Source organism: Mesorhizobium sp. M1252, from assembly GCF_040318265.1.
Taxonomy (GTDB): Bacteria; Pseudomonadota; Alphaproteobacteria; order Rhizobiales; family Rhizobiaceae; genus Mesorhizobium.
Genome location: NZ_JAMYLX010000003.1, coordinates 413,976 through 435,333 on the forward strand (window position 1 = coordinate 413,976; position 21,358 = coordinate 435,333).

Genomic DNA, 21,358 nt, shown 5'->3' on the forward strand with positions numbered 1-21,358 from the left:
CTCACCCATGTGTGCGAGCCGTTCGATAGCCCTTGACGCTCAGGTCGCGTCGGATCGTTATCGGCCGAAGAAACCGGCGTCCTCTTCCGCAAGGTACTTCTTCGCTGCTTCGGCATCGATGTCGACACCCAGTCCCGGCGCTTCGAGCAGGTCGATCATGGAGTCCTTCACGATCTGCCCCTTGGGCAGGCCGATGACGATGTCCTCCCACCAGGGGTCGGAGGCGCTGGGATATTCGAAGGCGATGTAGTTGGCCGGCAGCGTGGCGCAGACATTGATCAGCGCGCCGAGGCCGAGCAGCCCGTTCGCCGTGCCGTGCGGCGCCATCATGATCGAGTGCATGTAGGCGTGCTCGGCCACCCATTTGAGCTCGGCGATGCCGCCGATGTCGGCGGGATCCGGACCGATGACGCGAACCGCCTGCGTCTCGATCAGTTCCTTGAAGTTATGGCGCAGGTAGATCTGCTCGCCCGTGTGGATGGGGGTGGACGTCGATGTGGTGAGTTCGCGATAGGCTTGCGGGTTGACCCATGGCACGTAGTCGCCGGTCAGCATGTCCTCCAGCCACATCAGATTGTATTTTTCCACCGCCTGAGCGAAGCGGATGGCGTCCGGCAGGAACCACCCGGGGCCGCAATCCAACGCCAGCGAGACCTTGTCGCCGAGCACCTCCTTCATGGCGATGACGCAGTCGATCATATGCGCCATGCCGCGCTCGCTGATCTGCCCCTGGTCCATCGCGCCGTGATAGGTCGGCGGCTGGCGAACGCCATAGTGGAAGTCGGGAACGGAAGTCTTCATGTTGGAATGGAAGGAGATGCCTTGCTTGACCATGAAGAAACCTTCCGGCCGCTCCATCATCCATTTGACGTCGGCCGCGTAATCCTCCGGCCTGTCGCCGGTGCGCTTCTTGCGGATGGAACCGTTATAGACCCGCACCTTGTCGCGCACCTTGCCGCCGAGCAGCTTGTAGACCGGAACGCCTGCCGCCTTGCCGGCGATGTCCCACAGAGCATGCTCGATAGCGCTGACGGCGGCGCCGTAGGGCTTGAACGAGCCGCGCTGGCGGATTTTCAACATCACGCGTTCGACATCGGTCGGGTCCTCGCCGATCAGCGCGTCGCGGAAATGCAGCACCCAGGGTTTCAGATAAGGCTTGGTGTACTCGACCTCGCCGAGGCCATGGAGGCCTTCGTCGGTGACGATGCGCACGATGGGGTGCCTGCCGATGACGGCGCACCTGAGATCGGTGATCTTCATGATGTCCTCTATTTCACCGACGAGAAGGCGGTTGGCGCGAGAAACTGGCTGGAAATATTGGCCAGGATCGGGCCATCGCGCTCGGACTCGTCGCGGGCCTTGAGCCATGCCGGATCGGTGGTGAAGGCCTTCCATCTCACTTCGCGCTCGGCAAGGGATTCCCAGGCGACGAAATAGGTCAGTCGATTGCTGTTTTCGCCGACCACCGTGGTGAAGAACCCGGCCTGGCGGATGCCGTGTCTATCCCACAGCGCCAAGGTATGGTCGTTGAAACGCTTGAGCAGCGCCGGCAGCCGGCCCGGCACGCAGTCGTAAATGCGAAGTTCGTAGATCATGGTCCATCCTTCTGTTCACCTCTCCCTCCGAGGAGAGAAGTGTAGAGTCAGCTCCAGGTGCGGTCCCAGGAGTATTCGTCGTCCCAGTGATCGGTCGGTTGCCAGATGCCGGTGACGCCGGGCTGCAGGTGCTGGCTGATCACTTCGTCGACGATGTCGTCGATGCCCAGACCAGGCTTGTCGGGCACGGTGATGAAGCCGTCCTTGACCAGCGGCTTGGGCAGGCCGGTGACGATATCGTCCCACCAGTCGACTTCGACGGTGTGATATTCGAGCGCCATGAAGTTTTCCGTGGCTACAGCGACATGCGCGGCGGCCATTGCCGCGATCGGGCTTTCCGCCATGTGAATGGCCATGGCGACGCCATGCTCCTGCGCCGCGTCGCCGATCTTCTTGGTCTCGAGAATGCCGCCGGTGGTCAGCAGATCCGGATGGATGACCGAGATGCCGGCGTTGAGCAGCGGCTCGAAGCCTTCCTTGAGGTAGATGTCCTCACCCGTGCAGATCGGCACCGAGGTCGCCTGCTGCAACTGCCGATACTGCTCGGTGTAATGCCAGGGGATCACGTCCTCGAGCCAGGCCGGTGCGTATTTCTCGATCCGCCGGGCCAGACGGATGCCGTCCTGCAGCGAGATGTGGCCGACATGGTCGATGGCGAGCGGAACCTCGTAGCCGATCACCTCGCGGACCTCGTGGATATATTGGTCGAGCAGGTCGATGCCCTTTTCGGTGAAGTGGAGGCCGGTGAAGGGATGCGGCACGTTTTGCGCGTCATAGGCGGCATTACGCGCCCGGCGCTCGTCCAGCGTGCGTGCCGGACCGCGCGCGGCATGGCTGCGGAAACCGTCGAGCACGCCGGCCGGCGCCACCACTGCGCCCGATATGTGCGAAATCTGCGCCAGGCCGAGATCCATCTTGAGGAAGGTGAAACCGAGATCCATCCGCGCCTTGAGCCGCTTTCCGGTCTCGGTGCCGCTGGGCTTGTCCGCGTCGGTGTCGCAATATACACGCACCTTGTCGCGAAACCGTCCTCCCAGCATCTGGTAGATCGGCACGCCATACGCCTTGCCGGCGAGGTCCCAAAGCGCGATCTCGATTGCCGAGACACCGCCACCTTGCCGCCCATGGCCGCCAAATTGTTTGATGCGGCGGAACAGCCGGTCGACGTCGCAAGGGTTCTCGCCCAGCAACCGGCTCTTCAGCATCAGCGCATAGGTCGCGCTGGCGCCGTCGCGCACTTCGCCCAGGCCGACAATGCCCTGGTTGGTGTAGATCTTGACCAGCGCGGAGGTGAACGGCGCGCCGACGATCTCGGCAACGCGCAGGTCGGTGATGCGCAGGTCGCTCGGCCTGGAGTTCGTATTTACCCGATTGAGCGCCTCGCCGGCGCTACCCGTCTTTGCCATGGCTTATCCTCGTTCTGATTGGTGGCGCCCCGCACCCCCGGCCTGCATAAGCGTTGCTAGCCAAGCTCTATCTCGTGGGCCTGCAGGTAGTCTCGGTTCATCTCGACACCGAGACCCGGCTTCGACGCCAGCTTGAGGCTGCCGTTCGAGACATCGAGTGGCTCGTCGATGAGGTGATTATATTTGTCCAGGTTCCACTCCGACGTTTCGAGCTTGTAGAAGTTGGGAACCGTCATCATCACCTGCGCTCCCGCAACCACATTGATCGGTCCCGCGGCGTCATGGGGCGAGACCGGGATGTAGTAGGCTTCGCACAGGGCGGAAATCTTCTTCAGTTCGGTAATGCCGCCGGTCCAGGTAACGTCCGGCATGATGTAGTCCGCAAGCCTGTTCTCGAGCACCGGCACGAAATCCCATTTGGTGTGGCCGCGCTCGCCCCACGAGATGGCGGCACTGACCTTCTCACGCACTTGCTTGAGAGCATTGAGGCTTTCTGGCGGGCATGGCTCCTCGAACCAGTCGATCTGGCCGGCTTCCTCGAGGCTTCGGCAGAGGCGAATGGCGGTGGGGACGTCGAAGCGGCCATGCGCGTCGATGAGAATGTCGACATCGGGCCCCGCCGTTTCACGGATCAAAGCCGTTAGTTCGGCAGCCTCGCGCTCGTCCTTGCGGGTCATGCTGCCATCGAGGTAGCCGTCCCGCTGTTCGCGCGCCAAGCCATCGGCGATGCGGCCCTGGTGGGGGAAAGGATCGAACTTCAGCCCGGTGTGTCCGGATTCGACGATGTCTCGAATTTCGCGGACCACAGCCTCCTTGCTGGTAAACTTGGCCTGGTTGGGATGGGTATAGAGCGCGATTTTATCGCGCACCGGTCCGCCCAGCAGCTCGTAGATCGGCTTGCCGAGAACTTTGCCGCGAATGTCCCAGAGCGCTATGTCGATAGCGCTCACGCATTCGACTGCGGCGCCGCGGCTGCCCATATAGGTGAAGCTGCGGAAAATCTTGTGCCAGAGATGCTCGATGCGCGCCGGATCCTCACCTGTGACGGCGACACCGATCTGACGCAGGATCGTGCACAGCGCGCGGTTGGCGAGCCTTGTGGTGGTGGTGATTTCCCCCCAGCCACTCACCCCTTCGTCGGTCGTCACCTCGACGAACAGGAACTCTCCCCAATAGGAAGCATCGGACTTGATCAGCCACGGCCGAACGCTCGTGATTTTCATCTCTCAACTACCTCTGTCTGATGGCCGGACCAATGATTTTCTGGGCTGGAAGTTCTATCCGGCCCGAGCGGCGTTGCGCGCACGCATCTGTTCGAGAACGTGCCGGCCGGAACCCTCGACATGGCGGGCAATGAGCTCGGCCGCCTCGTCGGCATTTCCCGCTTTGATATGCGCGATGAGCTCGCGGTGTTCACGCATGACGGCGGCCCGCCGCGCGAGCGTGAAATTGAAACGCCGGCTCACGGCTCGCAGCACTTCGCGATGCTTCCACCAAAGCTCGGCGGCATGGCGGTTGTAGTGGCGCTGGTACATTACGGTGTGGAAGGCGGTATCCAATTCACTGTGCCGCAATGTGTCGGTGAAGTTGTTCTCTTCGATCAGAGCCTGGATGCGTTCGAGTTCGGCGATGTCCTCGCCGGTCGCCATGTTCACGAACCATCGCGTCAGGGCCGGCTCGATCAGGACTCCGATCTCGTAGATATCCCGGACGAAATCCTGGTCTATGGGTCGGACGCGGGCGCCACGGTTGGCGACAAAGGTGACGAAGCCCTCCCCTCGCAACAGCTGCAGCGCCTCGCGTACGGGGTTGGTCGAGGTGCCGTGACGCCGGGCGAGATCGGTAACCACAAGTCGTTCGTTGGCGGCGAGCCGTCCCTCGATGATGTCTTCCCGGATCAGCTCATAAAGCGAGGCGCCCTCGCTGGACGCCGCGATGGGATCAATCCCCACGGGTGGCTCTGCTTTGAAATCACTTGTTTCGGCCAAAGCCGGCTCCCCCGATTAGTACATCACATGCTTGATATCATACACGCGTTTTGCAAACAATGTACGATCGGGTGCGTTGACAGGCAATCCACGATCTGAAAACGTACCAGATGATCGAAGGGATACATTGAGCAGAAGGACACATCCCGCACGGTCGAACGAGCCCCTTGGCGCACGGCGGCATGGGAGAATCTGGGAGGATACTATGACGAGGATTACACTCGGCGGTGCCGTCCTGCGCGGCACAGTCGCCACTGCTTTGATGGCGTCGCTCATGTCGGGATCGGCGCTGGGTTCGCCGCCGGTCGATTTGAGCAAGTGGTCGCCGGAATATGTGCGCTCCATCGCCGGCACACAGGATTTCGACACGGCCGCCGATTGCGGCAAGGTCACTCCGCTCGACTACAAGGGGCGACTGACGTTCTGGTATCAGGGTGTGTTCGAGGGCGACCCCGATCTCCTGCGCCAGTACTACAAGGATTTCTTCGAGACCTTCCGCAAGACCTATCCGAACATCCAGCTCGAGGATCAGGCCCTCACCTACAACGACCTTCTCGACAAATTCCGCACGGCGCTGCTCGGCAATGCGGCGCCGATGGCGGTCCGCCTGCAAATCCTGGGTGGAACCGAGTTCGCCTCGAAGGGTTATCTGCAGCCGCTCAAGCCGGAAGATGTGGGCTATCCCACAGAGGATTTCTGGCCCGGCGCCATGAAGGCGGTAACCTGGGATGGCGTGACCTACGGCATTCCCACCAACAATGAGACGATGGCGTTCATCTGGAACGCCGACATTTTCAAGCGTGCGGGCCTCGATCCGGACAAGGCTCCGGCTACCTGGGACGACGTCGTCAAATATTCCAAGCAGATCCATGACAAGCTCGGCATTGCCGGCTACGGCCTCGTGGCGCGAAAGAACGCCGGCAACACGCCGTACCGCTTCATGCCGCAGCTATGGGCCTATGGCGGCGGTGTCTTCGACGAAGCCTCCGCGAACCCGACCTATAAGGAGGTCGAGCTCAATAGCCCGCAGAGCAAGGCGGCGTTGCAAGCCTCCTACGACATGTATGTTCGCGACAAGTCGGTTCCGGTTTCGGCCCTCACCAACCAGCAGGCCGATAACCAGCCCCTGTTCGTCGCCGGCCAACTCGGCATGATGGTCTCGCACCCGTCCGACTATAACGTCATGCTCGACCTGCAGAAGAAGGCAACGGGCGCCGACAAGGATAAGGCGCAGACCGTCATCGACAACATGCGCTATGGCCTGATTCCGACCGGCCCCGACGGCAAGCGGGCGGTCGTGTTTGGTGGCTCGAACATTCACATCCTGAAGCCCGAATATGTCGAGGGCGGCAAGGTGGACGAGCCGGCCGCAAAGGCCATCATCTGCATGTGGACAAGCCCTGAATGGTCGTTGAAGATGGCGTATGCCGGCTCGAACCCAGGCAACCTCAACGGCTTCAAGACCAAATGGATGAAGGAACGTCTGGACAACATCAAGTTCCTCGATGTCACGACCTCGATGTTGCCATACGGCATTCCGTTTCCGGCGCTGCCGCAATCGCCCGAGATCATGAATATCATCGTCCCGGACATGCTGCAGAACGCCCTGACCGGAGCGATGACCGTCGATCAGGCAGCGGACGACGCGGCCGAGAAGGTGAAAAACCTGATGGACGGACTCTAGTCCGGGCCTGACCTGCGATCCGACCGGCTGCGCCGATAGTGCGTGCAGCCGGTTTGCTCCGAACAACAAGGGCACGCCATCGTGACGATCGTGACCGGGAAGGCCGAGGCTCGCCGAAGATTGCAACCCGGTAGCTCCGGGGTGCTGCGGAATATCTGGGAGCATCGCGCCGACTACGCTTACGTGCTTCCAGCGATCGCCGTGATGCTCATCGTCATCGCCTATCCGATCTACTACACGGTCGAGCTGTCGTTCTTTAAGACGCCGCCTGGCCTGCAGCTCCGCGACAAGACCTTCATCGGATTGGACAACTACACGGCCATCCTCACCAGCCAGGTGTTCTGGAAAGTCACCCTGAACACCCTGATCTGGACGATCGCATCCACCTTCGTTGCCTTTGCCTTGGGGTTTGCCGCCGCGCTGGCGCTCCACCGCGAGTTTATCGGCCGGGGTGTCCTGCGCGCTGTCCTGATCATTCCTTGGGTCATCAGCGCGGTTGCCGCCTCCTATATCTGGAAGTGGATCTACCATTCGGACTTCGGCATCATCGGCGCGGTGCTGGTCGGCCTCGGATTGGCTGACCGGCCGCCCAACTTCATCGACAACGTCAGCACGGTGCTGCCCTCCTTGATCGTCGTCAATATCTGGCGCGAGTTTCCGTTTGCCATGATCATGATGATGGCCGGCTTGCAGACGGTCCCCGACCAGTTGCTGCGCGCCGCGGAAGTCGACGGGGCCAATGCATGGCAGCGTTTCTGGCACGTCACCTTCCCGCATCTGCGCAACGTCTCGACGGTGACGATCCTGTTGCTCGCGGTGGCCAATTTCAATTCCTTCATCATCCCGTGGATCATGACCGGTGGCGGGCCGTCGAACGCGTCGCATATCTGGATCACCCACATCTATGAGCTCGCCTTCGGCCGTCAGCGATGGGGTGTCGCATCGGCCTATTCGGTACTCCTGTTCCTCATGCTGATGGTGCTGGGCTACTTCTACGTTCGTGCGCTGGCCGGCAACGAGCGCAACGAGGGGAGCGCATGAGCACGATCGTCGAGACAGCCCCTCGAGGTCCAGCCCGGCGCCGCATGCGCATCGACGGATGGCGTTGGGCCGGGCGCGTCTTCCTCGTGTTCATGCTGCTTTACACCGCGTTGCCGATGATCTGGATGCTGATCACATCGATCAAGTCCGGGTTCGCGGCGATGCAGTTCCCGCCGCAATGGTGGCCGGAAGAGCCTACCCTGGCCAGCTACCAAAAGCTGCTCGATCCGCAAAACAGCGTCGGCCAGGACTTCCTGCGTTTTTTCTGGAACAGCCTCTACGTGTCCACGGTCACCACAATCCTTTCGGTGATCGTGGCCGTTCCTGCGGCCTACGCGTTTTCGCGCTTTCGTTTCCCCGGACGAAACTTCCTGTTCTTCACCGTGCTTTTGCGCAACATGTTCCCGGCGGTGATCTTTCTCGTGCCCCTCTTCATCCTGATGCGCGCGATCGGGCTGGTGAACACGCATGGCTCGCTCATTCTCACCTATCTCACCTTCGGCCTGCCGCTGGCGATCTGGCTGCTCAAGGGCTTTTACGACAACATTCCGGTGCAGCTCGAGCAGGCGGCGCGGATCGATGGGGCGACCCGGTTCCAGGCCTTCATCCTGATCGTGATGCCTCTGTCGACGCCCGGTATCATCGCCACCGCGATCTATTCCTTCATTGGCGCCTGGAACGAGTACATCTATGCCTACACCTTCCTTTCCAAGAACGAGCAGTTGACCCTGCCGGTCGGCATACAGCGTTTCTTCTCGGAGAATACGACGGACTTTCCGGGCCTGATGGCGGCCAGCTTCATGATGAGCGTGCCCGTCGTGGTGCTGTTCCTCCTCCTGCAACGATACTTCGTACGCGCCCTTACAGAAGGCGCGGTCAAACACTAGAGCCGGATGATTTCAGGTCTGTTCGACCTGAAATCTGAATGCGCCTCTAAATCAAAGAGATAGAGCATGATGTCGTCCGAAAACCGCTTCACACTTTTCGGCATCATGCCGTAGGGAGTTGCCGATGGCCCACGTGGTCCTGAGAGATCTCGTCAAGACCTATGGCGGCTTCAAAGCTGTCAACGACGTTTCGCTGACGGTCAATGACGGCGAGTTCGTTGCGCTCGTCGGCCCTTCGGGCTGCGGCAAGACAACCACGCTCAATCTTGTCGCGGGATTGATCCCGGTCACATCGGGCGACATCGTCATCGGCGACCGCGTGGTCAACGACCTCGACCCCAAGGACCGGGACATCGCGATGGTGTTCCAGAACTACGCGCTCTACCCGCAGAAATCGGTCTACAAGAACCTGGCGTTCCCGCTGCAGATGCGCAAGCTGCCCAGGGACGAGATCGACAGGAAGGTCAAGGAAGCGGCGCGCGTGCTCGACATGACGCACCTTCTCGAGCGCAAGCCGCGCGAACTTTCAGGCGGGCAGCAGCAACGTGTCGCCTTGGGGCGCGCCCTCGTCCGCGACCCTGCCGTTTTCCTCATGGACGAGCCGCTCTCCAACCTCGACGCCAAACTGCGCGTGCAGATGCGCTCGGAGATCAAGCGCTTCCACCAGGACCTCAAGGCGACCATCATCTATGTCACGCACGACCAGCTCGAAGCCGTGACCATGGCCGACAAGATGGCGGTGATGAACAGCGGCTACCTGTTGCAATACGATTCTCCGGCGCAGGTCTTTGCCCATCCGGTGAACATGTTCGTCGCCAGCTTCATCGGCAGCCCGGCGATGAGCCTTGTTCCACTGGAGGCATCGACAGCAAACGGCAACACTGCGTTGACCGGCGCGGAGGGCTGGAGCCTTGAGCTCTCGCCGCTCAACGCCCGGAAGGTTGCGGGGGCAACGTCGAGGAAAGTCGTGCTCGGCGCACGTCACTCGACCATCAGGCTCCACAAGAGCGCGGTGCCAGGCAGCGTCCCGGCCAAGGCCTATACAGTGGAGCCGACCGGAGACGTCACCTTCGTGCAGGCGTTGCTGTCAGGCGCCATCGTCAACATCAGCGTGTCCCCCAACATCGCCGTCGCACCTGACGAGCAGATCTGGCTCGAGTTCGACCAGGAGCGGCTGCATCTGTTCGATGGCGAAACTGAACTGGCCCTCAAGGCCGGCTGAGACAAGACGGGGTTCATTGGGAACGTTGGGGATGACTGAAAAGCTTAAGATCACCGCGATCAAGCCCTATCCTGTGTGGGTTGGAACGCGCAATCAGATGCTCGTCAAGATCGAGACCGACCAGGGCGTCTTCGGCTGGGGCGAGAGCGGCTTGAGCGGGCGCGAAAAGGCCGTTGCCGGCGCGGTCGAGCATTTTCGCGAGTTTCTCATCGGCCGTGACCCGATGCAGATCGGGCGGATCTGGCAGGAGGCCTATCGCAGCCAGTACTTCGAAGGCGGGCGCGTTCTGCAGGCGGCTATCTCCGCCATCGACATCGCCCTTCACGACATCAAGGGCAAGGCGCTGGGGGTGCCGGTCTACGAACTGCTGGGCGGCAAGCAGCGCGACTGCATCCCCACCTTCGCCTCGACCGGAGACGAGGCCGAGGGCGACGTCGCCATCGAACGAGCCCGGGAGCTGCGCGCACGGGGGTGGCAGGCGATCCGCTTCTTCCCCGTAGGGCAAAGCAGCAGGGACATCTTCGAACCCCGCGAGTCGATCGGCGCTACCGCGAGCATGCTGAACAAGGCGCGCGAGGCGCTGTGCGACGACGTCGTCCTCGGCATCGACTATCATCATCGGCTGTCGGTGGCAGAGGCGGCGAGCTTCTGCAACAAGCTCGGCCGCGGCGTGCTTGATTTTCTCGAGGAGCCGATCCGCGACGAGACACCTGAAGCCTACGAATCCCTGCGCAGGATGACCGACATTCCCTTTGCCATCGGCGAGGAATTTGCCAGCAAGTGGCAGTTCCTGCCCTACATCGAGCGCGGCATCCATCAGTTCAACCGGCTCGATGTCTGCAATGTCGGCGGGCTCACCGAGGCGATGAAGGTCGCTGGCTGGAGCGAGGCGCATTATGTCGACCTGATGCCGCACAATCCGCTTGGTCCGGTGTGCACGGCCGCGACCCTGCATCTCGCCGCCGCTGTACCCAACTTCGCGTGGCTCGAGACCAGGGAACCCGAGACGAAGCTGGGCTTCGACAATTCCGACTTCTTCCCCGTGCAGCCACGGCTCGACGGTCCCGACTATCCGGTAAGCGACCTGCCGGGGCTCGGCGTCGAGGTCAACGAAGCGGCGGTCCGGGCGGAGGCTTTTCGTTTCTGGGAAGCGCCTCACCTCAGGCGCCGGGACGGGTCTGTTACGAACTGGTAGTTCCATCTCAACCGGAGTCCACAATGACGCATATCCCTGACATCACGCGACCGCCCAAAGACCTCATTGACGCCCTGAGGGAAATCGGCGCCGCGACGGTTGCCGGCACGCTAGGCCACATGGGTTTCCGCAATCCGCACATGGTCGGTCCGGTGGCGCAGAACCATGGGAAGTCGATCGTCGGGCCGGCGCTGACGCTGCAGTTCCTGCCGCAGCGGCCGGACCTCTTCAGCGAGGGAGAATACGCCGACCCGGAAACGCAACTGCACCGGCACGTGCTCTATCACGCGCAGGAAGGCGATGTGGTCGTCGTCGACGCGCGCGGTGACATGAGCTCGGGCGTCTTCGGCGATATGATGTCGACCTACTTCAAGGGCAGAGGCGGCGCGGGCATCGTCATCGATGGATGCATGCGCGACCGGCCGAATGTCGAAAAGCTCGATCTGCCGCTATGGCTGCGCGGCTGGACGCCCAACTACCATGTGCAAACCAGCATCTATCCGAACGCCGTCAACGTTCCGATCGCCTGCGGCGGTGTCACGGTGATCCCGGGCGACATTATCATCGCAGACGACGATGGGGTGGTAGTGCTTCCCGTCGCAATGGCCGCAAAGGTGATCGAAGAATCCCGGAAGCATCACGATTGGGAAGAGTTCTCGCGAGAGAAGCTGATGCAGGGCGCACCGCTGCAGCGCTACTATCCGCTGCATGACGATGCCCGCGGCGAATATGAGGAGTGGCGCAAGGCCAACCGCCCGGCGGATTGAGATGCAACCACGCGGCACCCAATCACAGCGCCTTGGACATAAACCAGTCGCCCAGCGCGTGGGCATGATAACGCGCAGGCTATCCCCCCGAATGCTGCCGGCGAAGTTCCTGTTCAAGCTGAGCGCTTTCGGCTGGCGAGGCGGCAGACCCGACATGAGAGTCGAAGGACAACACTCGCGTCGCGTCGGTGTCGACCTCACACCGGAAGCTCACATGGTACCATCCGATCGTTGCGCGAAAGGCCGCATCCGGATCTATAACAATATTGCCCGACTTCAGCGGTCTCATTGGTAGCCACTCGGGAGAAAACTCGGCGCCCTTCAGCTCCTCGGCCAACACGTTGGCGCAAAGTGTGGCAACGCGCTCACCGCGAGACATGCCGTCGGTCGCGGTGGTGCCGAATGCATTGCCGGTAGCGCCGTGCGAGAAGAGCTCGCGGACGCCCGGAAGGCCCGAGTAAGCCCCGGCTGAGGCCACCTCCGTGGAGCTAGGCTTCCTGGCGCCTCCGCCTCCAGGCTTCGAGACCTTTGCAGGGCTGCGCTTCGGCGCGTTTTCGGGCCTGGCCTTCGGCGCCTGGGCCGATGCAGGAAGCTCGATCTCACCATCATCGCCGGGGGTGGCCAACGGCGTCGCGGCTGCCTGCTTGTCAGCATCTTGCGGCTCTTGTTTGTCTGCTCCCTGCTTGCTCGCGTCCTCGGTTGCCTGCTTCTCCTGGGTCGGCTCGGAGGCTGCGGTTGCCGGCTTCTCCTCGGTCTTGGTCGTACCCGCCGGCTCCCCGGAGTCTGGCGACGCGGCGGGTTTGCTCTCGACGTCCTTCGGCTCACCTGGCGGCTTCGTATCCTTGTCCTTGACCGGTGTCGGCGAATTATCCTGCGCGCTGGCTCCATCCAGGGATTTCCTGGGGCCGGTATCCTTGTCGCCGAACTGGAATACAGGTTTCAGCACCTCGAGCGCCGGCGGCTTTTCCGCTACAGGCTTTTCTACTTTCGGTTCCGGTTGCTTTTGCGCTTCAGGCTTTGGAGGCGGCGGGGGCTCAGGCTTCGGCGGTTCGGGTGGCGGGACGAGTGCGACATTGACCGGTTCCTCCTCCTGCGGCTGCTGGGCAGGAACGGGCAGGCCATAGACCAGGAACGCGGTGATGAGCGCATGCAGGACCAGCGATGCGGGCAAGGCCCACAGCAAGGTCCGACGCCGCTCGGATTTCTCGGTCTTCATCCCTCACGATGTGGAGCGAAACTGCGGCGGCATCAAGCGTGGCAACCGTATTGGCGCATTCAGCCGCAGCTCAGCAGTGAGGAGACGACGCCTGATTGCTTCTCGCCGCCGGCTCCATTCTCTGCATGCCCGCCTCCAATCTCAGCGACGCAGGCTGGCGTCGCGGGCACGCTCGCGGAGCTCTTCGCGAGAAAGGCCCGCATCCGCCAATATGCTGTCTGGAAGCCGCCTCAAGCTCGCAAGCGTCTGGCGATAGGCAAGCCAGCGGGCGAAACGGTGTCGAAGTTCATGCAACATATCGTCTCCTTGAGAGCGAAATACCTCACGCTCTTGAGTTGGTCGAAAACGCAAAGCAATCGCGCAAAGCGTATGCACGATCAAAGGATTGGACTGACTTCCTGGCCAACCGAGGTGCCTGTCTTTGTCCCACCAGGGCAGGAATCTCCAGCGCCTCCAACGGCTGCATACTTGCGCATGATGTCCGCTTCGCGCTACAGCCACGGTCGCAAGGAGTTTTTCATTTCTGCAAAATGGATATTGGCTGGGACGATCTGAGGTTGTTTCTCGACGTTGCGCGGCTGGGTGGCCTGAGCGCGGCTACGGCAACCACGCGCCTCAGCGCAGCCACACTCGGACGACGCGTCACCGCGCTCGAAAAGCAGATCGGCGAAGCGCTGTTCGTACGGCAGCAGACCGGCTACCGGCTAACCCCGGTCGGTGAAGAACTGCTGCGGCGCGCCGAAGACGTCGAAGCAGCAATGCAGTCGCTGACCCGCTGGCGCGAGGGAAACCTGCCCGACCGCATTGTCCGCGTCTCGGCCGGGCCTTGGACCTCGGCCTTCGTTTCTGCCCATATCGGCGAAATCTGGACGGTCGATGACGGCATCAGGGTGGAACTCGTCACCACCACCGACCGGGTCGACATCGGTCGCCGCGCCGCCGATATCGGCATCCGCAGCGAGCGCCCGACCGAACAGTGGCTGGCCGGCCGTCAGAGCGGCAAGGTCGCGTATGCCATCTATTCCGGACGCCACCTGATCAACGGCATCGCCGCCGGGTTGTTCGTCGGCGTCACCGGCGAAGGGGCAAACATTGCCTCGGCGCGCTGGCTGCAAGCCCATCACGGCGACCGCATCGCCGTGCGCGGCAACAACACCCATTCGGTGCGAGAACTTGTGGCCGCGGGCGCCGGCCTTTCCGTCTTTCCGTGCTTCGTCGGCGACAGCGATCCGCGGCTGGTTCGTGTCGCTCAGCCTATCCCCGAACTCGAAACCGACCAGTGGATCGTCACCCATCATGAGGAACGCCACTCCCCGCCGGTACGAAAGATTGCCAACCGGATTGCCGCTCTGATGCGGGCCCATCAGCCGTTGTTTCGCGGCAAGATGCCGATCCGCTAAGCGTCAGGCGTCGCTCGGTCGCCAGATTCTCAAGGTTCTCGCGCGTGAGGCGGGCGCGTGAAGCTTGGAGGGGTTGGATCCCGGAGATTGTGGATTTTCGCTGGCCAGAATCCGAGCCGATTCCGGAACATCGGACTGGAGACCCATTCAAAAGGTCGGCTCATTCAGGCGTATATGGTACAAGTCCCACATCTTGTCTTGCCGCAAAGTTCACCCTCTGATTCCCTGTGCCAAGGCGATAGAACCTGATTCTTGCACCTGGCGTGTTCAAGCGGCGCGTTCCGGGAACCTTTTGTCGACCAATTCCAAGGAGAACAAGACGATGAGCACCGCGGCAAGGCCCGTCATCTCTGAAATGCGACCGAAGATAACCGTTATTGGTGTCGGCGGTGGCGGCGGCAACGCGGTCAACAACATGATTGCCGAAAATCTGCAGGGTGCGGAGTTCATCGTCGCCAACACCGATGCCCAGGCACTGACCATGTCGAAAGCATCGCGGCTGATCCAGCTGGGCGCCCATGTCACGGAAGGCCTGGGCGCCGGGTCGCTGCCCGCGGTCGGCCGCGCGGCAGCCGAGGAATCGATCGACGAGATCAGGGACCACCTTGCGGGAACCCATATGTGCTTCGTGACCGCCGGCATGGGAGGCGGAACTGGAACCGGTGCCGCGCCTGTCATAGCGAACGCTGCACGGGCAGCCGGCATCCTGACGGTGGCGGTCGTCACCAAGCCGTTCACCTTCGAAGGGAAGCGCCGCATGCAAGCCGCCGAAGAGGGCATCGAGCAGCTTCGCGAATGCGCCGATACCGTGATCGTTATTCCGAACCAGAACCTCTTCAGGATCGCCGACGCAAAGACGACTTTCGCGGACGCCTTCGCCATGGCTGATCGCGTCCTTTATTCCGGCGTCGGCTGCATAACCGATCTCATCGTCAAGGAGGGGCTGATCAATCTCGACTTCGCCGACGTGAAGTCGGTGATGCGCGACATGGGCCGCGCAATGATGGGTACCGGGGAAGCCACGGGCGAGGACCGCGCCAGGAAGGCCGCCGAAGCGGCGATAGCAAACCCGCTTCTCGACGAAGCCTCGATGATCGGCGCCAAGGGCGTCCTGGTCTCGATCTCGGGCGGCATGGACATGACGCTGTTCGAAGTCGATGAGGCCGCCACCCGCATCCGCGAGGAGGTCGACGCCGACGCCGACATCATCGTCGGCGCCATATTCGACCGGGCACTCGCCGGAAAGTTCAGGGTCTCAGTCGTGGCGACAGGATTGCGGCAGGGACTGGAGATGCCGCAGTAGGCAGGATCCGGGCTGCTGATTTATGAGTCTGGTGGACGTGGTCATGGGCTTCGCCACCGAAAAGTTTGGCCCGCAAGCCCGCACCATTGAACCTGCCGGTGAATTCGCGTTGCCGGCCTAGGGACCGAATTTGTTTCGAGGCCGCTGCCACGAATGCGCGAACTCGCATCAGCGCCGCCGCGGAACCGCCCCCAACTGCAACCGCCGCGAATGCGCTTCGACCCGGATCCCCAACAGGAGGCCATACGGATTGACCACGGCAGACATTTCGCCTGCGATATGGCCAGCATCTGCTGACCACATGATCGGCCCTTTCTGATCGCTGATGCGGGCTCGCTGGATATGGCACAATAAAACCGGCATGGATCAGACGTCGGGAGCATCCAGTGGCGGCCAGCCTCGCAAGCGCTATATCGAAGAAAAACTCAGGTCGACCCGACAGGAGCATACTCCATGGCTGACACGCCGACACCCGATGCTTCGTTTCTCGCGGCCCTGACGACAGAGCATTTCGTGCAGCAGACAGCGATCAGCACGTCCATAAGTGAAATGGCGTCGCGAACGACCATCTACATTATGGCTCTGTCGAGCGCTCTGGTGGCAACGGGCTTTGTTACGCAGTCCTCCGAGTTCTTCCTGCCGTTTGTCGCGGTTGTGCTGCCATCGGTCTTTTTACTGGGTGCCTTTACCGTCTTGAGGTTGGTCGACATCGCCGCTGAGAACATGCAGGCCCATATCGGCATTGCCCGGATCAGAGCCTACTATCGAACTTTGGGCGACGAGGCTGCCTTCCAGTTTTCCAAGGAATTCGGTCGCTGGCCCGAAAATGACGCCGAACCTTCTCTTCGTACTGGGCCTCTCCTGGCGTACCTGACCACTGCAGCGACTATGATCGCATTCATAAATGCCATCGTCGCTGCGGCGGGCGTTACTCTGCTTGCGTTTCGTGTCGGTGCAGAACTATTGCTCGCGCTGTGTCTTGGTGCTGGAACAGCAATCGGCTTGATGACGATTTTCTATTTATACCAGCGCCTTCGGACGAAAGGCATGGTCCGCATTGCCAAACCCTATGGTTCTGAAAAAAGCGTGCTTTGAGCGGGTAATGAATGTGGTGTTTGTCTGAACGCCGCCGGCATGGCAATTCCGATCTCATTGACGACCAATGCTCCACGCTCTTCGCAGGCTGTTCGCAATGGCGAGCCCTTTCGGGATCGAGATATTTGCGCAAACTTTTTTGCCCGGCATGCGTTGTTCGTTCTCCGAGCACAGGAGAAAGCCATGCAGACTAAGTCGCAGACTTCAGCTGAAGCCGCCAAGCAACGCCATATCCAGCGTGGTATCGACGCCAAAGACGAGACGAAGAGCAATGGCAAAATGCAACAAGCGATGCAAGCCGGCGCCCGCAAATATCCCGAGCCGCCTTTTCCCGAGCAGCATCAACCCAAACCGGGGCATGAATGGGCGATCGAGCCCGCTCCGCTCTACGATGCGCCTTACTACCTCGGATCGAAAAAACTCGACGACAAGGTAGCGCTTATCACGGGTGGTGATTCCGGCATCGGCCGTTCGGTGGCAGTCTTGTTCGCCCGCGAGGGCGCCGACATTGCGATCGTATACTTGAGTGAAGACAGGGACGCCGAAGCGACCAAAAACGCCGTCGAAAAGGAAGGCCGGCGTTGCATACTGATAAAAGCCGATGTCAGTGAACGCGAGCATTGCCGCAACGCCGTGGCGCTGACGGTCGAAAAATTCGGCAGGATCGACGTGCTGGTCAACAACGCCGCTTTCCAAATCCATTCCAGTGACTTCAACGACCTGACCGAGGAACATTTCGACACGACGCTGAAGACCAATCTTTACGGCTATTTCCACATGGCGCAGGAGAGCGTGCCGCACATGGAGCCGGGCTCCGCGATCATCAATACCGGTTCGGTGACCGGCATCGACGGTTCCAAGCAACTGGTTGACTATTCGATGACCAAGGGCGGCATTCATGCCTTCACGCGAGCGCTTTCGGGCAATCTGATCGGCAAGGGCATCCGGGTAAACGCGGTCGCGCCAGGTCCGGTGTGGACGCCGCTCAACCCTTCGGACAAGGAAGCCGACGACGTCTCGAAATTCGGCGCGGATACGCCGATGAAACGGCCAGCGCAACCGGAAGAACTTGCCCCGGCTTACGTGTTCCTCGCCTCGTCGCATTGCTCGAGTTACATCACGGGAGAGATCCTGCCGGTGGTCGGTGGCTACTGAGGTCGCGGAACGTATTTCATTGCGTTGGCTACCGAGTAGACGGCACGCGACGACGTCGTCTCCAGGGAGACGCTTGCCGCGCTCGATCGCTTCAAGAAAAGCGTGATCGGTGCCGTGCGCCGCTTCACGGCACCCGCCACGGCCCCGGAGCAATAGCGCTCCGTGTTGGTCGAAATCCTCGCCCGCGTTTCAGTTTTCTGAATTTCCACTTGGAACTCTCCCGCCGGCATCCCGTTCAAACATCATTGAGCCAGGAGAACGACCATGCCACGAGGCGACAAATCGAAATACAGCGACAAACAGGAACGCAAAGCCGACCACATTGCCGAAGGCTATGAGAAGCGCGGTGTTTCCGAGAAGGAATCCGAGCGGCGGGCATGGGCGACCGTCAACAAGGACGATGGCGGCGGCAAGAAAGAAGGCGGCGCGGGTCGTGGTAAACACACCGGACACCCCGCGGCCCACAAGGGTGGGAAAAGCGGCGGCAAGGCATCGGCTTCACGGTCAGCCGCAAGCCGATCGGAATCGGCAAAGAAGGCAGCGGCAACCCGCAAGCGGAATGCCGAGCACCATGCCCATTAACTGCCCCGCAACAGGTTCGGAACGCGATGAAACCCAAGCTCGCTAACCAGGTCAGCGGGCAAAGAATTTTCGTCGTGGTGCTCGACCTCGGCGACGAAGGCTTCGGCGCGCTGACAGCCTTCGCAACCGACCAAAACCTCGGCAGTGCCTCTTTGACTGCGATCGGAGCGTTCGGCGCCGCCTTGATCGATCTTGATGCGTGAGGTTGGCAAGCGCCTACCCGGCTCCTTGGCCATCCATGGCGGATGTCTCTGTGGCAGGATCCGATTCAGCGCCGGGATCGAACCGAGGGTTCACTACTGCCAACTGCGATATGTGCAGACGAGCGACCGGCAGCGCGTTTGCAGTTCTTGCCTGGATGCCCTGCAAAAGCCTGACCTGGAATTCCGGAAAGCCAACATAACGAAGGTCTTCGCCGATTGCGCAAAGAGGCTTCTGCCCAGAATGCGGGTCGCCGCTCAGCCTTTGCTACGACGCGTCGCCAACCGAGATCGCGCTGCACGTCGGTACCTTCGATGATCCGGCTCATCTGGAGCCTCGGTACAACTATGGTTCAGCGCAGCGCCTTGGTTGGGTGTGCTGCGGAATAGACCTACCGGACCGCGACACCGAGGAGCGCTGGTAGCGCCGCCTGTTGCGAATGACCTAGATTGCCGATCAGGAATGCGGCCCTTGTCGCCGTGCCCCGAAAGTGCGGTCTCGATCTGCCCGGCCTGCCGACGTGGCCAGACCGTCGACAAGCCCTAAGCGCTAGCCGGTTTTCATCCTTTGGGGGGCCGCATTCTCTATCGCGAGGAAAATCGCTTCGAACAGATCCTCGTCGCGGAAGGGCTTGCCGAGCAAGGGCACGTCGGCCGGCCGATCGGCAATCTCCCGGGCATCGGCATAGCCCGTGATCATGACCGCTGGCCAGTCCGAGCGCAAATTGCGCGCGAAGCGGATCACGTCGACGCCGGATACGAGTGGCATGGCGAAGTCGGTGATAATGACGTCGAACTGGTTGGGAGTGCGCTCCATCATGGCCAGCGCCTCCGCCCCTCCTCCCGCGCAGGTCACCTCGAAACCACGTTGGCGAAGGGACTCGGCGGTCAATTGCCGCAAAACATGGCTGTCGTCGATCAGGAGGATTGATGGGTGCTCCATCCCGGCATCGGCGAACGCTCGTTCAATGTCGGGTTCCACCACAGGATCGACCGGCTGTTCGGTCGATCGTGGCAGCCAGAGTTGCATGGTAGTTCCGCGGTTAACGACGCTTTCTATGCGAAGTGTCCCACCTGACTGCTTCATGAAGCCGTAGACCGTGCTGAGGCCGAGGCCCGTTCCCTTACCGACCGGCTTGGTGGTGAAGAACGGTTCGACGACCTTGGCGACAAGATCGGGGGGTATGCCGGATCCGGTGTCCTTGACGGCGATCATGACATAGTCGCCCGGCGGAATATCCTCTGTTGGCGTCCCGATCGATCGATTCTGCGCATGCACGGTTATTGTCCCGCCAGAGGGCATGGCGTCACGCGCGTTGAAAACCAGATTCATCAAGGCCAATTCAAGTTGGCCTGCATCGACATGCACCAGCCAGATCGTGTCATCGATCTGCCAGTCGAAACGGATCAACCCCCCCAGCACGGGCGCCACCAATCCGTTCATCGTGTCGCCCAGCGCAGCAAGGCGCACCGCTTCCGGCTTCAGGGTCTGGCGCCGCGAGAATGCCAGCATTCGCGCGACAAGGTCAGCGCCTTGTTTTGCAGAACGCCGCGTCAGGTCGAGTACCTGTTGCGCCTGATCATCCAACGCAGCCCGCCGTTCAAGCAGCCCTAACCCACTGAGAATTGCGGCGAGCAGGTTGTTGAAATCATGCGCCAGGCCGCCGGTTAGCTTGCCGATAGCGTCGATGCGCTGGGATTGAAGCAGCTGATCCTCAAGACCGCGCCGCTCGGTGATGTCAAGCAATGTGCCGATGATTTCCGGTTCACGGCCATCTGAGCCGTCCGACATCACCCCCTGGTCGAGAAAAATGCGATACTCGCCATTGGCGCATTGCCAGCGGAACTCGCACGTATAGGAGCCGGTGGTTTTTGCCGCCAGCAGCGCTTCCTTCAATCGCGGCAGATCGTCGGGATGAACGCGGCTGAGACCGAACTCCGGATCCGATGTCAGGTATTCAGGCGCAAAGCCGGTCAAGCGCTCGACGCCCTCGGTAACAAAGCGCGCCGCGAAGGGTGGCTCGGCTGCCCGAGCATGAAAGCAGACCGGCAACGAATTCAGGATGGCATCCTGCCGTTGCTCGGCGCTGCGCAGCGCGCGTTCGGCCTGAAGCTTGTCCTTGTGCGCCTGCAACGCCTGCGCCAATAGTCCCTGCTCGACCTCCGCCTTGCGCTGGATCTCGAGCGTCTTCTCGTGGAGTTCGACGAAAACCGCGACTTTCGAACGCAGCATGATCGGATCGAATGGCTTGAACACATAGTCGACCGCGCCGGCATCATAGCCGCGCAGCATATGCGCATCCTCCTTGTTGATGGCGGTCAAGAAGATGATTGGGGTGCGCTTGGATTGCTCGCGCTGGCGGATAAGTGCGGCCGTTTCATACCCGTCCAACCCTGGCATGAGGACATCCAGGAGAATGACGGCGAACTCCTCTTTCAGCAAAAAGCGCAGAGCCTCTTCGCCCGATTGGGCGCAGATGACCTCTCCGATAGTCGCGAGCACTTCGCTGATCGCCAGCAGATTGCGCTCATCGTCGTCCACCGCCAGGATACGGGCTCTTGCCGGCCCTTCGGCAAGAGCTGCCACCTCAAGTTTCCTTACCCTGTTTCTTGCCAGCTTTT

General features: G+C 61.3%; 20 protein-coding genes and 1 pseudogene. 13 read left to right on the forward strand and 8 right to left on the reverse strand.

Annotated elements, in window-relative coordinates:
• Nucleotides 1-57 precede the first annotated feature (57 nt).
• The 5 genes from NKH22_RS08445 to NKH22_RS08465 are packed head-to-tail and all read right to left on the reverse strand — an operon-like array spanning nt 58 to nt 4,989.
• Complete coding sequence (locus tag NKH22_RS08445) at nt 58-1,260, reverse strand: mandelate racemase/muconate lactonizing enzyme family protein (RefSeq protein ID WP_352803704.1); 1,203 nt, start codon at nt 1,258-1,260, stop codon at nt 58-60.
• Between the two features lie 8 nt (nt 1,261-1,268).
• Nucleotides 1,269-1,595, reverse strand: a complete 327-nt coding sequence (locus NKH22_RS08450) for an NIPSNAP family protein (RefSeq protein ID WP_023821854.1) — start codon at nt 1,593-1,595, stop codon at nt 1,269-1,271.
• Between the two features lie 47 nt (nt 1,596-1,642).
• Nucleotides 1,643-3,001: a mandelate racemase/muconate lactonizing enzyme family protein gene (locus tag NKH22_RS08455; RefSeq protein WP_023821855.1), complete on the reverse strand. Its 1,359-nt coding sequence runs from the start codon at nt 2,999-3,001 to the stop codon at nt 1,643-1,645.
• Between the two features lie 56 nt (nt 3,002-3,057).
• Entirely contained in the window at nt 3,058-4,224 is a 1,167-nt protein-coding gene (locus tag NKH22_RS08460) for a mandelate racemase/muconate lactonizing enzyme family protein (protein WP_023821856.1), read from the reverse strand.
• Between the two features lie 54 nt (nt 4,225-4,278).
• Nucleotides 4,279-4,989, reverse strand: a complete 711-nt coding sequence (locus tag NKH22_RS08465) for a GntR family transcriptional regulator (protein WP_352909366.1) — start codon at nt 4,987-4,989, stop codon at nt 4,279-4,281.
• A 205-nt stretch (nt 4,990-5,194) separates the two neighbouring features.
• Between NKH22_RS08465 and NKH22_RS08470 the strand changes: the two genes are divergently transcribed.
• The 6 genes from NKH22_RS08470 (at nt 5,195) to NKH22_RS08495 (ending at nt 11,785) form a co-directional block, all read left to right on the forward strand.
• Nucleotides 5,195-6,673, forward strand: a complete 1,479-nt coding sequence (locus tag NKH22_RS08470) for an ABC transporter substrate-binding protein (protein ID WP_023668101.1) — start codon at nt 5,195-5,197, stop codon at nt 6,671-6,673.
• A gap of 81 nt (nt 6,674-6,754) precedes the next feature.
• Complete coding sequence (locus NKH22_RS08475; RefSeq protein ID WP_023691376.1) at nt 6,755-7,714, forward strand: carbohydrate ABC transporter permease; 960 nt, start codon at nt 6,755-6,757, stop codon at nt 7,712-7,714.
• On the forward strand, nt 7,711-8,601 hold the full coding sequence (locus NKH22_RS08480; protein ID WP_023691377.1) for a carbohydrate ABC transporter permease: 891 nt from the start codon (nt 7,711-7,713) through the stop codon (nt 8,599-8,601). Before NKH22_RS08475 ends, NKH22_RS08480 begins: the two co-directional genes overlap by 4 nt.
• Nucleotides 8,602-8,725: 124 nt before the next feature.
• Nucleotides 8,726-9,823 carry an ABC transporter ATP-binding protein gene (locus NKH22_RS08485; protein ID WP_023691379.1) on the forward strand — a complete coding sequence of 366 codons (1,098 nt, stop codon included), beginning with the start codon at nt 8,726-8,728 and terminating at the stop codon, nt 9,821-9,823.
• Between the two features lie 31 nt (nt 9,824-9,854).
• Entirely contained in the window at nt 9,855-11,018 is a 1,164-nt protein-coding gene (locus NKH22_RS08490; protein ID WP_352909368.1) for a mandelate racemase/muconate lactonizing enzyme family protein, read from the forward strand.
• Nucleotides 11,019-11,041: 23 nt separating this feature from the next.
• Entirely contained in the window at nt 11,042-11,785 is a 744-nt protein-coding gene (locus NKH22_RS08495) for a ribonuclease activity regulator RraA (RefSeq protein ID WP_023668095.1), read from the forward strand.
• A 79-nt stretch (nt 11,786-11,864) separates the two neighbouring features.
• On the opposite strand, the gene NKH22_RS08500 is transcribed toward NKH22_RS08495, so the two are convergent.
• Nucleotides 11,865-13,001, reverse strand: a complete 1,137-nt coding sequence (locus NKH22_RS08500; RefSeq protein ID WP_023691381.1) for a DUF930 domain-containing protein — start codon at nt 12,999-13,001, stop codon at nt 11,865-11,867.
• Between the two features lie 141 nt (nt 13,002-13,142).
• On the reverse strand, nt 13,143-13,298 hold the full coding sequence (locus NKH22_RS08505; protein ID WP_023681184.1) for a YjiS-like domain-containing protein: 156 nt from the start codon (nt 13,296-13,298) through the stop codon (nt 13,143-13,145).
• Nucleotides 13,299-13,531: 233 nt separating this feature from the next.
• Between NKH22_RS08505 and NKH22_RS08510 the strand changes: the two genes are divergently transcribed.
• The 7 genes and pseudogenes from NKH22_RS08510 to NKH22_RS08540 all read left to right on the forward strand — a co-directional run bounded on the left by NKH22_RS08510 (nt 13,532) and on the right by NKH22_RS08540 (nt 19,161).
• Complete coding sequence (locus tag NKH22_RS08510) at nt 13,532-14,401, forward strand: LysR family transcriptional regulator (RefSeq protein WP_023691382.1); 870 nt, start codon at nt 13,532-13,534, stop codon at nt 14,399-14,401.
• Nucleotides 14,402-14,723: 322 nt separating this feature from the next.
• Nucleotides 14,724-15,704, forward strand: a complete 981-nt coding sequence (gene ftsZ, locus NKH22_RS08515) for a cell division protein FtsZ (RefSeq protein ID WP_031198409.1) — start codon at nt 14,724-14,726, stop codon at nt 15,702-15,704.
• Between the two features lie 453 nt (nt 15,705-16,157).
• Complete coding sequence (locus tag NKH22_RS08520; RefSeq protein WP_023691383.1) at nt 16,158-16,799, forward strand: hypothetical protein; 642 nt, start codon at nt 16,158-16,160, stop codon at nt 16,797-16,799.
• Between the two features lie 183 nt (nt 16,800-16,982).
• Complete coding sequence (locus NKH22_RS08525; RefSeq protein WP_023687856.1) at nt 16,983-17,954, forward strand: SDR family oxidoreductase; 972 nt, start codon at nt 16,983-16,985, stop codon at nt 17,952-17,954.
• A 264-nt stretch (nt 17,955-18,218) separates the two neighbouring features.
• Nucleotides 18,219-18,536, forward strand: coding sequence for a hypothetical protein (locus NKH22_RS08530; protein WP_023691385.1), 318 nt, complete (start codon nt 18,219-18,221; stop codon nt 18,534-18,536).
• 26 nt (nt 18,537-18,562) lie between these two features.
• Nucleotides 18,563-18,739, forward strand: a complete 177-nt coding sequence (locus tag NKH22_RS08535; RefSeq protein ID WP_023691386.1) for a PCC domain-containing protein — start codon at nt 18,563-18,565, stop codon at nt 18,737-18,739.
• Between the two features lie 110 nt (nt 18,740-18,849).
• Nucleotides 18,850-19,161 (forward strand): annotated as a pseudogene (locus NKH22_RS08540) (GFA family protein).
• A gap of 125 nt (nt 19,162-19,286) precedes the next feature.
• On the opposite strand, the gene NKH22_RS08545 reads toward NKH22_RS08540, so the two are convergent.
• Nucleotides 19,287-21,323 (reverse strand): PAS domain-containing hybrid sensor histidine kinase/response regulator, encoded by a 2,037-nt coding sequence (locus NKH22_RS08545; protein ID WP_352909372.1) that lies wholly within the window; start codon nt 21,321-21,323, stop codon nt 19,287-19,289.
• Nucleotides 21,324-21,358 lie beyond the last annotated feature (35 nt).

What these genes read in the sequence shown, in the direction of transcription:
- ftsZ (WP_031198409.1), top strand. Translation starts at nt 14,724, where the DNA reads ATGAGCACCGCGGCAAGGCCCGTCATCTCTGAAATGCGACCGAAGATA.
- NKH22_RS08485 (WP_023691379.1), top strand. Translation starts at nt 8,726, where the DNA reads ATGGCCCACGTGGTCCTGAGAGATCTCGTCAAGACCTATGGCGGCTTC.
- NKH22_RS08490 (WP_352909368.1), top strand. Translation starts at nt 9,855, where the DNA reads ATGACTGAAAAGCTTAAGATCACCGCGATCAAGCCCTATCCTGTGTGG.
- NKH22_RS08530 (WP_023691385.1), top strand. Translation starts at nt 18,219, where the DNA reads ATGCCACGAGGCGACAAATCGAAATACAGCGACAAACAGGAACGCAAA.
- NKH22_RS08460 (WP_023821856.1), bottom strand. Translation starts at nt 4,224, where the DNA reads ATGAAAATCACGAGCGTTCGGCCGTGGCTGATCAAGTCCGATGCTTCC.
- NKH22_RS08520 (WP_023691383.1), top strand. Translation starts at nt 16,158, where the DNA reads ATGGCTGACACGCCGACACCCGATGCTTCGTTTCTCGCGGCCCTGACG.
- NKH22_RS08445 (WP_352803704.1), bottom strand. Translation starts at nt 1,260, where the DNA reads ATGAAGATCACCGATCTCAGGTGCGCCGTCATCGGCAGGCACCCCATC.
- NKH22_RS08500 (WP_023691381.1), bottom strand. Translation starts at nt 13,001, where the DNA reads ATGAAGACCGAGAAATCCGAGCGGCGTCGGACCTTGCTGTGGGCCTTG.
- NKH22_RS08505 (WP_023681184.1), bottom strand. Translation starts at nt 13,298, where the DNA reads ATGTTGCATGAACTTCGACACCGTTTCGCCCGCTGGCTTGCCTATCGC.
- NKH22_RS08470 (WP_023668101.1), top strand. Translation starts at nt 5,195, where the DNA reads ATGACGAGGATTACACTCGGCGGTGCCGTCCTGCGCGGCACAGTCGCC.
- NKH22_RS08510 (WP_023691382.1), top strand. Translation starts at nt 13,532, where the DNA reads ATGGATATTGGCTGGGACGATCTGAGGTTGTTTCTCGACGTTGCGCGG.
- NKH22_RS08535 (WP_023691386.1), top strand. Translation starts at nt 18,563, where the DNA reads ATGAAACCCAAGCTCGCTAACCAGGTCAGCGGGCAAAGAATTTTCGTC.
- NKH22_RS08455 (WP_023821855.1), bottom strand. Translation starts at nt 3,001, where the DNA reads ATGGCAAAGACGGGTAGCGCCGGCGAGGCGCTCAATCGGGTAAATACG.
- NKH22_RS08480 (WP_023691377.1), top strand. Translation starts at nt 7,711, where the DNA reads ATGAGCACGATCGTCGAGACAGCCCCTCGAGGTCCAGCCCGGCGCCGC.
- NKH22_RS08525 (WP_023687856.1), top strand. Translation starts at nt 16,983, where the DNA reads ATGCAGACTAAGTCGCAGACTTCAGCTGAAGCCGCCAAGCAACGCCAT.
- NKH22_RS08495 (WP_023668095.1), top strand. Translation starts at nt 11,042, where the DNA reads ATGACGCATATCCCTGACATCACGCGACCGCCCAAAGACCTCATTGAC.
- NKH22_RS08450 (WP_023821854.1), bottom strand. Translation starts at nt 1,595, where the DNA reads ATGATCTACGAACTTCGCATTTACGACTGCGTGCCGGGCCGGCTGCCG.